Genomic DNA, 11,994 nt, shown 5'->3' on the forward strand with positions numbered 1-11,994 from the left:
TGCACAAAGTGTTTTTTTCTGCCGGATGCCGGCGGAGAGACGGTTTTGTGAATGACTTGTTCAGCCTATCGACAAGACATGCCGGTCATGTTAGATATCCTCCCTTGCCATTTTTCCACTCCTGCCGTTTTTGCTATGTTGACCACGCTTCTCATTCTGGGAATATCCGCCGTTTTATTTGTCCAGGGGAGGATTCGTTCTGATCTTGTCGCGCTGTGTTCCCTGCTCTGCCTGATTATGTTCGGGATTTTGAGCCCGGAACAGGCGCTTTCCGGCTTTTCCAATTCCATTGTGGTGATGATGGTGGGGCTTTTCGTGGTGGGAGGCGCCATTTTCCGGACGGGCCTGGCCAAGATGATGGGCGGCAGAATCATGAAACTGGCCGGCAGGAGCGAGTTGCGCCTGCTGGTTCTGACCATGCTTGTTACAGCCGGCATAGGCGCCTTTGTCAGCAATACGGGGACGGTGGCGCTGATGCTGCCTATTCTGGTGAGCCTGGCTGCGGACGGAGGCATTCAGACGAGCCGCCTGCTCATGCCCATGGCATTTGCCAGCAGTATGGGCGGCATGCTGACGCTGATCGGCACGCCCCCCAACCTTGTCGTCAACAACCAGCTTCAGGAGGCCGGAATGGAGGGGCTGGGCTTTTTTGCGTTCACCCCCATCGGCCTTGTCTGCATCGTGACGGGCATCCTGGTGCTGATCCCCCTCAGCAGGAAATTTCTGGGACGTCATGACGACAGGGCGGAACACGAGGCCAAGGGGAAATCCCTCAGCCAGTTGATAGATGAGTACCAGATTATTAATAATCTTTACCGCCTCCGGGTGTTGGAGGATTCCCCTCTGACGGAACATCCTCTGCATGATCTTCAGATACCGGACCTTTACCGCGTGAATATTGTGGAGGTGCGCCGCAGGCATTCCGGCCGGCATTCCTTCCTGCAGACGGTCAGCCAGACTATGGCGGGTTCAGATACGAGGGTGGCCCGGGGCGACGTCATTTATGTAATGGGAGAGTTTGAGGACGTGGCCCGTTTTGCCCGGGAATATGGGGCGGAGATGATTAACCGGAAGACGTCGGAAGATACGGATTCCCTGTTGAAAAGCAAATTGAAGTTTGACGAGATAGGCATTGCGGAAATGCTGCTCATGCGGAACTCGGACCTTATCAACATGCCCGTGAAATCTTCGGGGCTGCGCGCCAAGTACGGGGTCAATATTCTGGCCATCCAGCGAGACAACCATTACATTTTCCATAATTTGAAGGATGTGAAGCTCCAGTACGGAGATACGCTGCTGGTTCAGGGAACCTGGACGGATATTGCGCGCCTGAGTGAGAAAACCTTTGAATGGGTTGTAGTGGGCCAGCCTCTGACGGAAGCCTCCAAGGTGACCCTGACGCATAAGGCCCCCCTGGCCGCAGGCATTATGCTGCTGATGATTGCGGCCATGGTGTTCAACTGGGTGCCTGCTGTGGCGGCGGTATTGATTGCCGCCGTCCTGATGGTGTTGTGCGGCTGTCTGCGCAATGTGGAGGAGGCGTACCGGACGATCAACTGGGAGAGCATCGTGTTGATTGCCGCCATGCTGCCGATGTCCGTAGCGCTGGAGAAGACGGGAGCCTCAGAGGCCATTTCCCACGGGCTGGTGGCCGGACTGGGGGGATTCGGGCCGTTTGCCCTGATGGCGGGCGTCTATTTCACGGCGTCCCTGCTGACCATGTTTATCAGCAATACGGCTACGGCGGTGCTTCTGGCGCCTATCGCGCTGCAATCCTCGGCGAGTATGGGCATCAGCCCCTATCCGCTGCTGCTGGCGGTTTCCGTAGGCACCAGCATGTGTTTTGCCTCTCCCTTTTCCACGCCGCCCAATGCCCTGGTCATGCCGGCGGGGAAATATACGTTCATGGATTACGTGAAAGTGGGCGTTCCCCTGCAGGTGATTATGGGGCTGGTCATGGTCGTGGTGATTCCGCTATTTTTCCCGTTCGGGAAGGCTTGACCGGGGGGAGTTCATGCGGCGGAAAAGGGGCATGGCCGGGTAATTTGCATGTATTGCTAAAAAAAGAGAGACAACCGGCACGTGCGGGAGTAGAAAAGGATTATTCAAAAACCCCATTTAATCATGAAGTATTTGCTTATTGTTCTGGCCGTTGCGTTCGCCATGCCTTCCATGGCGGAGGAAGACGCTCCCAAGAGAATGACTTCTGCGGAGAAGAAAGCCGCTCTCCTTGAAAAATATGATATTAACAAGGATGGAAAGCTGGATTCCGAAGAGAAGGCCAAGATGAAGGAAGACCTGAAGAAGCAGCGGGAGGAGGAACGGGCCAAGAGGCACGCTTCCCGCAAAGCGGATTAAGTTTTTTCCGTTTTAATGGCCTGTTTCCCGTCCGGTTTGAATCGGTTTCAGACCGGGCTGGGCCGTTCCGTCTGCCGCAAGGCAGTTGGCGGAATATTGGCCGCCTATTTTTTTTACCGGCAGGGGGAATTTGTTCCCTCCTGTTGGCACGCGCCCGGAATCCAGGTTACACGCCGGGGCCGGTTCCGCGTCTGCCGAACGATCTGATTTTATAGGCCAGGGTGTCTGCCAATTCCCGAAGGGCATTGAGCGGATTTTTCCGCAGGACGTGACGTCCTTTCAGCATGGCTCCGGGCCGTATGGTTCCCGTTTCCCTGTGGTTGTGAATGACTGCCGCTGTTTGAGCGAACATGTTGTATTTTTCCAGCACCAGGCGCCTTGCCTCACGGATGGCGGGGAGCCGTTTTTCATATTCTCCGTCCTCCATGGCCTTGCGGATGATTTCAAGGGCTTTTTGCGGGTTGTCCAGCGGGATGGGGATGAAGCTTTCCTGCGGGAAGCATTCCGTTGCCAACGGATCCCCGGCGTAAAAGGGAAGGGTCATGGCGACAAAGGCATCAGACAGTTTTTCCGTCCAATGGTGGGGTTCCAGATGGTTTTCCACGCATAGATGATATTTGTAGTCATCCATGGCGACGGTTTTATTTTCTATTTCCCGGATGCCGTGTCCGAACCAGTCCAGTTCCGGCAGACGGTCCGCCAGGTAACGCGTAAGATCATAGCGCTTTTTATGCATGGTATGCGTATGCTGCTTGGCGGAGCAGATGGTGGAGAGCATTTTTGTCTTCGGGAATTCCTTCTGGTCCAGAATTTCCTGCATGGGCTTGATGTACAGCCATTCAAGACATCCGCGGCCCAGGGTGTGCCCGGGGTGCGGAAGGTCCCGGGCGGAGTGGGTGGTGAGAACGGTGCCGAATTGGCTGGTGTATGCCCTGCTGTAGATTTTGATGGAAGGGGGCTCCACCGTAATCAGGATAGTCTGGTCCGGAGGGCAGAGAAGGGGTTCCGTTTCATTTCTGATGGTGCCCACGGGAGTTCTGGGAAATTCGTCGTATACCAGAACCCATTCGTAATCCGTCATGGCGGCGTCCGTGCAGAACAGGCAGTCGCCCCACAACAGGGATTCCGTTTGATCCGGAGAGGCCTTCATGGATTTTCTGATGACCTTGATGCGTGTGGGGCGGGGGGAATCCGTCATGGGAGTACAGGCGTTGAAGAGGGGGGCGCGGTATGGCCTCCATATTCCGGGCTTTTATCCGGGACCATCGCGAAGGCTTTGCTGCCTGGCGCCAGTGTAGGGGGCCTGCATGCCTTGTCAATGTCAAAGGATTGGATGTTTTTCCGTGCGGTACTTCCGTCAGTTGGCTGCTGTTCTTTCCATTCCCGGGAAAAGCTGGTCGATGATGCCGCCGACCATTTTTTTTGCCCCATAGGGGGAAAGATGGTTGTCGTCGCAGTACATTAATTGGCCGCCGTCTTCCGCCTGCCACCGCCCATTTTTATGGAAGGTGCCGTGGAGGGGAATGAAGCGGCACAGGCCTGTGGATTCCATGTGCTCCAACAGGGCGAATACCGGACGCTGCCGCGTGTTGAAATCTCCGCCCAGCAGGCGGTCTGTCCGGTTGGCGTTCAGCAGGGCATTGCGCCGCATGAGCTTGCGCGGGCCGAAAGTCCATTCGGGAACGGGACCCAGCAGCACGATTTGCTTGCCGGCTTTCCGAAGGCGCGCGCAGGTGTGGCGCAGGCCATCTGCAACCAGTTGTTTCAGGCGCGTATCCCGGTGGTTGTTGACCAGTTCAATCCAGCGGTTGTGGATGAATACGGTCTGTACCTGGGGGGTATTTTCCAGCCAGTCCAGGATTAGTTCCATATTGTGTTCCCAATGGGGGTACATCAGGCGCAGGAGCGTTAGGGAAGAGGAGTCTCCGGAGCTGGAAATGCCGCTCAGCGGACACAGGCGCGCGCGGTAGAACAGGCCCGAACGCTGAAGAAGCCGGGCGGCCTCGTCAAACCCGGGGGAACTGGCCATGGCATGACTGTCCCCCATAAGCAGGAAGGAAGGGGCCTGCCCGGTTTTTCCCAGCAGGACAAAGGGGTAATCCGTCACATCCCCCAGCTCTGGATGATGGTGCTGGATGGCGTTTCCCTTTTCCACTACCGCCCGGTCGGGAGGCGTGATGCCGAAGGAGGGAGGGAAGGCCGGCCCTTTCCAGTATTCAGGGAATTCCATGTTGTTGGCCGCTACATGCCAGTAATCCCGCGCGCCGTCCGTCCATTTGAGCCATTCGCCGGCAAGTCCCAGCATGAGGCACCCTGCTGCCGTGGCCAGAAACGCTTTTTGGGGATTTTGCCATGAGACGGTCGTCCTGAAGGGAGTTTCCACGAATTTCCAGGAGAGGAAACCCAGAAGAAGGGAGAGAAGGAACATTCCCGCATAATCCCAGGGAGCGCATTCGTCGAAACAGATGTACGTCCAGTACACGATAACCGGCCAATGCCACAGGTACAGGGAGTAGGAGATTTTGCCGATGCCTGTGCTGAGCGGGTGCCTGAGGATACGCCCGGACCAGCCATGGTTCCCGTAACGGATAAGCAAAGCCGCCCCCGCGACGGAAGGGATGGCCGTGTATCCGGGAAAAGGAGTGGAAGGCGTATAGCAGGCAAATGGGAGCAGGATTCCGGCCCATCCCGCCGTCCGCAGCCATCCGGTTCCCCGGTTCTGTTCTGCGGCGGGAGCCAGAGCCAGAAGGCAGCCGGCCAGAAGTTCCCAGGCGCGGCAGTAAAGCAGATAGAAGGCCTTGTTATGTTCCAGATGCCCTATGTGGAAGGCGGCGGCGAAGAAGGAGAGACCCAGCGCCCCCCATAGAACGGGTTTGACGGCTTTTTCCCTGAATTTCCAGAGCAGCCACAGGGTAAGCGGAATCATCAGGTAAAATTGTTCTTCCACGCTCAGGGACCACAGGTTCAGCAAAGGGTTTTCTTCCGCCGCCGGGCTGAAGTAATCCCCTGTGGTTCTGCTGAAGTAAGTGTTGGTGATGAAAAGGGCGCTGGATCTCACCGTCCGGCCCAGAGTCCGCAGGTCATCGCAGTCCAGAACGACGCAGCCGAAAGCCAGCACGGCCGCAATCAGGCAGAAGTAGGCGGGCATGATGCGCCTGATTCTCCGGAGGTAAAAGGAGGTCAGGGAGAACGTTCCCTCCTTCAGGCTACGGATGAGGCCTCCGCCAATCAGATATCCGGAGATGACAAAGAAGATGTCCACGCCTGCATAGCCTCCAGGGCAGATCCCTTCCTGCAAATGGTACAGGACGACGGCCAGCACGGCAAAAGTACGCAGGCCGTCAATGTGCGGGAAATAGGTTCCGTGGATGGCGTCTCCGGCTTGGTGGGGAGAAGGTGAACAAAAGGGTTCAGAAAAGCATTTGCTCATGAAGCGGAAGGAAGTGGATGGGGACGGGGGAAGGCGGGCAGAGGAAATCCGGCATGGGGTTGAATTGCCCGGAAACGTTGGTTAGCGGCGCAGGCGGTTTTTCAGCCGCCGCCATGCCAGCTGCATCCTGTGGCCGCGTTTTAAAAAGCGCTGGTAGTAGGATACCCATGTTCCGTCACCTTTGCGGCGCGCTTCTTCCGGAGATTGGTCGAATATTTTGTAAAGCTTGACCGTTTCCCTTTCCGTCTCTTCCAGAAAGCGGGCTTCCTGTTCCGGGGTTTTCCAGGGGCGCGACATGATTTCACACCACAGGTTGTCGTCTTCGTCCACTTTTTGCACATAGGCCGCGGCGTCGTCCAGGGTTGGGAAGTCGTGGCAGTTGATGAATGAGGCGGAATTGAATTCCCGGCTGATGTCCGGATTTCCCCAGTAAATGGGAATGGTGCCCGCAAGCATGCTGGTGACGATTTTTTCACTGGTGTAGCCGGGGTACCATGCATTTTCAAAGGCAATGGAGAATTTATACGGCTTTTTCATTCTGATGGAGGATGCGTACCAGTCTTCCGCCCGGTGGCCGTCGCCCGGGGTGTTGTTAAGATGGGGCCCCAGGGAATTGACGAACCGGAAAGCGGAGAGCTTGTGGAACATGGCATCCCGGTTGGGATGGGATTTGCGGTTGGCGTAAATGAAGTTGCAGAAACCCGTTTTGGAGGCCAGGAGAGCATGGGCATCCAGGCCTTCCTTTCCGCCGTGCACTTCCTGCAAATGGTGGCGAAGGTAGGGAAGTTTGACAGTGCGGTCGCTTCCGGGCACCGTATCGAGCCCGATGTAATAGTCAAACAGCATGAAATCCGGCGCAATGGCTTCATGACAGCCGTACATGACGGTGATGTGGCCGGGGGCCCGTTCCAGAAAATCGTAAAAAGCCTCCCGGTTGACGTAAAACCAGGGGGTGGCGACCAGGTAATCAAAATAGGAATCGTCTTCCACCACATGATACCGGCTTTTCAGAAGCTGAAGCATTCCTTCCCTGCCGAAATCCGGAGTGGACTGTAAAAAGGAGATTTTAAGCGTTTTCATGGGGAGAGAAGGGTTGAAACGGTGCAGAGTGTATGAGGCGTCTTTTTCTTGTCAATGACAAAGGAAGATGCGCCCGGATGTACAGGAACAGGCAGTCCGTCAGTTGAACGCCGGCCGTTTTCACTCTTCGTAACGGTATTCCCGGAGCGTTTCCTCATACAGGGCGGCGTGCCGTGCGGCAATGACGGGGTAGGAGAATGTTTGTTCCGCGTGCCGGCGGCCTTCCTCCGCCAGGGTTTGCAGGAGTTTTCCGTCCTGGATGAGCCGTTCGCAGTGGGCGGCCATTTGGTTCAGGTCCCCCTGCGGAGCGACCAGCCCCGTCCTTCCGTCCAGAACCGCTTCCGGAACTCCTCCCGTCCGGAAGGTAACGGAAGGGGTTTTGCAGGCCATGGATTCCAGCGCTACGTTGGAAAGGACATCCTGAAGCGTGGGGTTCAGGAAAATGTCCGCCGCGCTGTAAAGCCCGGCCAGCTTGTTCATGTCCGTAATGAATCCGGCGCTTGTGCTGGGGAAGGGGTAGTCCACGCTTTTTTCCTGGTTGCCGAAGAGCAGGAGATGAAGATTCCGGTGCCCGCGCCGGTATAGTTCCTCCAGCACCAGGGGGATGAAATGGCCGCCTTTGACCGGATTGAACAGGCCGGTTGCGCCGCAGGCGATGACGAACGCTCCGGGCGGGATGCCCAGGCCGGCCCGGATGGCATTCCGGTCTTCCGCCGGACGGAAAAGGTCCGTGTCCACAGGATTGTAAATCTGTACGATTTTTCTTCCAGGGAACATGCAGCTTCTTTCCACTTCCCTTTTTAACCAGAGGGAGGGAGTTACGAGGGTAAGGGACGGGATGCGGCCGAAGGCGCGGCGTTTGCGGGAAAACAGCCACGCTGGAATGTTGCGGAAGAGGCGGGGAGCGCCAAGCTGGGGACAGTTGCCGCGGCATTCGTTTTGGAACAGGCTGCAGTCCATGGTGCAGTGACATCCCGCGGTGCAGGCAAACATGTCGTGCAGGGTATAGACCAATGGACGGCGGATATGGCGCAGCTGCGAGAAATCCACGGTTCTGCCGCCTATCCAGTGCAGATGCACCACATCGGCTTTTTCCATTTGGGCCGTGTCAAATCCCATGCCCAGCACGTTCAGGGAGAAAGGCAGGTCTTTTCTTCTTTCCGGCAGCAGAATGTCAAATCCATGGGCCAGATGGCGTCGCAAGGCGTCCGTAGCCCTTCTGGCGGGTGTCCTGTGGATTTCCAGGCCGTCAATTTTTTTGCGCCTCCGGAGCAGCAGGGTGGATTTCAGGCCGGGAATATGCCGGTTCAGAGCGTCGCTCAACCGGTAAGGGGCGGAGCTGGCCGAGACGCTATGGGAGACTTGAAATATTGTTCGGCATTGAGGAGAAGCCACATAGGAAAGTATGAGGATTAGGAATCCGCCGTCAAGCCTACAAATCTGAAAGAAAAACGTTTTGAGGAAATCCAGGTTGCCAGTATTCCATGAACTGCGGCAGGCTGTTCCCAGCATGACGGCCTTTTTATTTTCATTCCGGTATGAATGGGGGAAAGCCGGATTCCGGTGACAGCATAACTGTGAATAGGGGTGGGAGAATGTCGGCGGAGGATAGTGCGGGTGCGGAGTTTTGGAATGGAGGGATGTTTGCTTTCATGAAGGCAAAACATTCCTGATCAAATGAAAAGAGCTTGTCCAAATAACCGTCATTACATTCCGGAAACGGCAGCCGAAGGGGAAAGGAATTCTCGGGATGAAGCTGTGGAAAAGGACGGGAAAATAGTTCATGGTGCGTCAGATTGCCCCGTTTGGAAACGTCGTGCAGCCCGGTTGTTCCGAATGGGGAAGCTTTACCGGATTCCTAATCCGTTTCTTTTGGAAGAAAGAAGGAGCTGCCTGCATTTTTCCAGCCATCCCTTTTTCCCGGCCCGTGGGATTCCCATGTCCCGTCTGTCCTGGAATGGAAACAAGGAGAGCTGTTCCCAGTTTTCCGCATAGGTTTCCGATCCGTCGAGGGTGGTGATGCCCCTCAGTTTGCATAGGATGGAAAAGATGCTCTGGTCATACCGGTTTTCCACAAAACCCGGCAGGTTGGGGGAGGCGGAAGGAGTGTTGTCCGCAAGATGCAGATGGTCGTAAAAGACATGGAGCCAATCCCGGATCAGGCTTTCCGTAAGCGGGTTTTTTTTCAGGAAAACATGGCCGCCCGCAATTTGCTGGGTATGCGTGATATGCCCGTCTTCTTGGGAAACGCCGAAGTGGCGGAAGATATCTCCTTTGGTCCATTTGTATTCCGGCTGTCCGTTGGTGAAAACCAGCATGCCGCGGCTGTCGCGGTCCAGCATATTTACGTATTCCCGGAAGCGCTCCGTTCCGTTGGCGTTGATATGGCAGCCTGCATCCAGATAAAGGAGGCGGTCGCCTTCCTCCATTTCTTGGAGGACATGGTGGATGGACCAGGGTTTCTAGGACCAGTATCCGAATCCCCGGCAGGACGGCGTCAGGTACCGGCCCATGCGGCTGGTGAATTCTGCGGAAAGGTCGTGTTCCGTGAAGAGCGTGATCTCATCAAAAAAATCCAGCGCTTCCGCCTGCCTGCCCAGCCGCTCCAGGGCGGCCGACATGCGGGAGTCTGCAAATGAGAGAAAACGGTTCATTGATCCGGAATGGGAGGATAAGGCAATTTACAGGGAAGGCGGCGATGTGTCAAACGGCTCTTCCAGAGAAGCGTTTTCTTTTTGAAACCCATTGGGGCAGACTTGGGAAAAATGTTCCGCAAGCATTTTTTTGCAGGAGTAATAACGTCCTTTTTGTCCGGGAAGCAGGGAGCAGGCTGCCAGCAGAATGCGCCCCCAGCCGTTGGGGACCGGTTCCGCCGAGTTCAGCAGGTCCGCCAGTTGCCTGTCCCGTCCCGCCAGCGCGGAGAGGAAACGTTCTCCTTCCGCTTTCTGGTAGAACAGCTTCCATAAGTTCAGCGCAGAACGTTGCTGGACAGCGGTCATTTGATGGAAAAGGGGATGCTTGGAAACAAAAAAGGGCCTGATTTTCCGAACACCGTAAGCGAACAGTCCTTCATTTTGCCATCCTTGTTTCTGCCAGTAGTCCACAATGTACAGCAGCCGCTGGAATTCCTGCACGCATTTGGAGTAGGTGGGAACGTTGCAGCGGCGGGAGAGGGAGCCGTTGCGCATAAGGCGGTAGTAATACAGGCAGTCGGGAATGAACAGGAGACGGGAGGCATGGGGAACGGCCATCAGCCGGAAGGTTTCATCCTCTGCACCGGATTTCAGATGTACGTTGAAGCGGAGGCGGTGGGCGTCCAGCATGCTTTTCCGGAACAGTTTGCTCCACACGCAGATATCCATTTTCCCCCAGATGGAATCCCGGAAGAAGCTGGCCGGAGAGGCGTTCTCTTCAAAATGCCGGGAGGGTGATCTTCTTTTGGCTTCGATAAGCCGGTCTGACGAGTCTTCAAAAACATGGTTTCCGCATTCCACAATGTCTGCGTCATATTCCAGAGCCGCCGAAAAAAGGCGGGAATACATTTCCGGATCCATGTAGTCGTCCGGATCCGCAAAGCCGACATAAAGGCCGCGGGCGGCATCCAGCCCTGCATTCCTTGCTGCGGAAACGCCCGCGTTCCGCTGGTTCAGAAGGATGATTCTGCTGTCCTTTTCTTTCCAGCGCAGCAGATGTATCCAAGTCTCATCCGTGGAGCCGTCGTTGATGCAGATAATTTCAATGTTCCGGAGAGTCTGGCGTACCAGGCTATCCAGGCAGCTGTCCACGTAGGCGGCTACATTGTAGCAGGGAACAATGATGGAAACATCGGGGATCATAGGGGGTGGGAATGTGTGTAACGGATTTACAATCCGTGGTCAATGATAATTTTTGCAAGACAGGTCTTACCGAAAGTTTTTAACGTTGCCAGTATGAAAAGAGGATTTGAGGGGCGCATCCTCCGCAGGCTGCGCGGGGATTGCGTTCCAATGGTTTTCCGCATGGAACGGTCAGGGTTTGGAGTGTCCGGATTGTAAATTCGTTGAAAATTGGGAGCCGGGGAACGCCTCAAATGGCAGTTGCCTAGGGACGGGTGGATGTGGTACAAAAGGCCGTACAACTTTTTCATTGATTCTTCTCTTATGATTATTGTCACGGGTGGGGCCGGGTTTATCGGCTCAAACATTGTCGCCGCTCTGGAAAAAGCCGGTAAAAAGGATCTTGTGGTGGTGGACGAGCTGGGCTCTTCCGACAAGTGGAGGAACATTGCCAAGAGAGAGCTGTGCGCCGTGGTTTCTCCGGAAGGCATGCTTGATTATATGAAGGCGCATGCGGATGAGGTGGAGGCGGTCATTCACATGGGGGCCATTTCCGCCACCACGGAGACGGACGCCGATTTGATTATCCGGACGAATTTCACGCTGAGCTGGCATTTGTGGGAGTTTTGTTCCCTGTACGGCAAACGGTTTATTTACGCCTCCTCCGCAGCCACGTACGGGGACGGTTCCATGGGGTTTGACGATGACGCCTCCCTGGAGCACGTCAACGCGCTGCGCCCCCTGAACGCATACGGCTGGAGCAAGGCCCTGTTTGACCGTAAAGTGGCCCGGGAAGTGAAAGAAGGGCGTCCGGTTCCCCCCCAATACGCCGGGCTTAAATTTTTCAACGTGTACGGCCCTAATGAATACCATAAGGGCGGGCAGAAAAGCGTGGTGGCCCATATATTCCCCCAGGTGAAGGCCAATGAAACGGTGAAGCTGTTTAAATCTTACCATCCCGACTACCGTGACGGATGGCAGCTCCGGGATTTCGTGTGGGTGGGCGACTGCGTAGATGTGGTGCTTTGGCTGCTGGAGCATCCGGAGGTGAGCGGCCTGTTCAACGTAGGTTCCGGGAAGGCACGTTCTTTCCACGATCTGGCGAAGGCGGCATTCCATGCGCTGGGCCTCCAGGAAAAGATTGCCTACCGGGAGATGCCTGAAGAGCTCAGGGGGAAATATCAGTATTATACGCAGGCGGACCTTTCCAGGCTGCGCGCTGCCGGTTATGCAGCTCCCATGACTTCCTTGGAGGATGGCGTGCGCCGATACGTGCAGGAGTATCTGGACAGGGAAGACAGTTACGTTTAA

The 11,994-nt window shown here is 55.8% G+C and carries 10 protein-coding genes; 3 read left to right on the forward strand and 7 right to left on the reverse strand.

Annotation, left to right across the window (positions count from 1 at the left end):
- Nucleotides 1–135 precede the first annotated feature (135 nt).
- Both WW58_RS06970 and WW58_RS06975 read left to right on the forward strand, forming a co-directional pair.
- Nucleotides 136–2,001, forward strand: a complete 1,866-nt coding sequence (locus WW58_RS06970; protein ID WP_046436653.1) for an SLC13 family permease — start codon at nucleotides 136–138, stop codon at nucleotides 1,999–2,001.
- A 123-nt stretch (nucleotides 2,002–2,124) separates the two neighbouring features.
- Complete coding sequence (locus WW58_RS06975; RefSeq protein ID WP_046436460.1) at nucleotides 2,125–2,358, forward strand: hypothetical protein; 234 nt, start codon at nucleotides 2,125–2,127, stop codon at nucleotides 2,356–2,358.
- 166 nt (nucleotides 2,359–2,524) lie between these two features.
- Here the strand turns inward: WW58_RS06975 and WW58_RS06980 are convergent, their stop codons facing one another.
- The 7 genes from WW58_RS06980 to WW58_RS13225 form a co-directional block, all read right to left on the reverse strand.
- Nucleotides 2,525–3,556 carry a glycosyltransferase family 10 domain-containing protein gene (locus tag WW58_RS06980; protein ID WP_046436462.1) on the reverse strand — a complete coding sequence of 344 codons (1,032 nt, stop codon included), beginning with the start codon at nucleotides 3,554–3,556 and terminating at the stop codon, nucleotides 2,525–2,527.
- 159 nt (nucleotides 3,557–3,715) lie between these two features.
- A complete protein-coding gene (locus WW58_RS06985) occupies nucleotides 3,716–5,788 on the reverse strand; it encodes an acyltransferase family protein (RefSeq protein WP_046436463.1) in 2,073 nt (690 codons plus the stop codon).
- An 81-nt stretch (nucleotides 5,789–5,869) separates the two neighbouring features.
- Nucleotides 5,870–6,868, reverse strand: a complete 999-nt coding sequence (locus tag WW58_RS06990; RefSeq protein WP_046436465.1) for a glycosyltransferase family 10 domain-containing protein — start codon at nucleotides 6,866–6,868, stop codon at nucleotides 5,870–5,872.
- Nucleotides 6,869–6,988: 120 nt separating this feature from the next.
- Nucleotides 6,989–8,191, reverse strand: coding sequence for a glycosyltransferase (locus WW58_RS06995; RefSeq protein WP_164907835.1), 1,203 nt, complete (start codon nucleotides 8,189–8,191; stop codon nucleotides 6,989–6,991).
- Between the two features lie 524 nt (nucleotides 8,192–8,715).
- Entirely contained in the window at nucleotides 8,716–9,297 is a 582-nt protein-coding gene (locus WW58_RS13215) for a hypothetical protein (protein WP_215833648.1), read from the reverse strand.
- 33 nt (nucleotides 9,298–9,330) lie between these two features.
- Complete coding sequence (locus WW58_RS13220) at nucleotides 9,331–9,522, reverse strand: hypothetical protein (protein ID WP_215833264.1); 192 nt, start codon at nucleotides 9,520–9,522, stop codon at nucleotides 9,331–9,333.
- A gap of 27 nt (nucleotides 9,523–9,549) precedes the next feature.
- Nucleotides 9,550–10,704 (reverse strand): glycosyltransferase family 2 protein, encoded by a 1,155-nt coding sequence (locus tag WW58_RS13225; protein ID WP_094140634.1) that lies wholly within the window; start codon nucleotides 10,702–10,704, stop codon nucleotides 9,550–9,552.
- A gap of 303 nt (nucleotides 10,705–11,007) precedes the next feature.
- On the opposite strand from WW58_RS13225, the gene rfaD reads away from it, so the two are divergent.
- A complete protein-coding gene (rfaD, locus tag WW58_RS07010) occupies nucleotides 11,008–11,994 on the forward strand; it encodes an ADP-glyceromanno-heptose 6-epimerase (protein WP_022197784.1) in 987 nt (328 codons plus the stop codon).

It is taken from the genome of Akkermansia sp. UNK.MGS-1 (genome assembly GCF_000980515.1).
In the GTDB taxonomy this organism is placed as follows: domain Bacteria; phylum Verrucomicrobiota; class Verrucomicrobiia; order Verrucomicrobiales; family Akkermansiaceae; genus Akkermansia; species Akkermansia muciniphila.

Coding starts and splice junctions, on each gene's coding strand:
- WW58_RS13215 (WP_215833648.1), bottom strand. CDS start 9,297: ATGGAGGAAGGCGACCGCCTCCTTTATCTGGATGCAGGCTGCCATATC.
- WW58_RS06980 (WP_046436462.1), bottom strand. CDS start 3,556: ATGACGGATTCCCCCCGCCCCACACGCATCAAGGTCATCAGAAAATCC.
- WW58_RS06970 (WP_046436653.1), top strand. CDS start 136: ATGTTGACCACGCTTCTCATTCTGGGAATATCCGCCGTTTTATTTGTC.
- WW58_RS06990 (WP_046436465.1), bottom strand. CDS start 6,868: ATGAAAACGCTTAAAATCTCCTTTTTACAGTCCACTCCGGATTTCGGC.
- WW58_RS06975 (WP_046436460.1), top strand. CDS start 2,125: ATGAAGTATTTGCTTATTGTTCTGGCCGTTGCGTTCGCCATGCCTTCC.
- rfaD (WP_022197784.1), top strand. CDS start 11,008: ATGATTATTGTCACGGGTGGGGCCGGGTTTATCGGCTCAAACATTGTC.
- WW58_RS13225 (WP_094140634.1), bottom strand. CDS start 10,704: ATGATCCCCGATGTTTCCATCATTGTTCCCTGCTACAATGTAGCCGCC.
- WW58_RS13220 (WP_215833264.1), bottom strand. CDS start 9,522: ATGAACCGTTTTCTCTCATTTGCAGACTCCCGCATGTCGGCCGCCCTG.
- WW58_RS06985 (WP_046436463.1), bottom strand. CDS start 5,788: ATGAGCAAATGCTTTTCTGAACCCTTTTGTTCACCTTCTCCCCACCAA.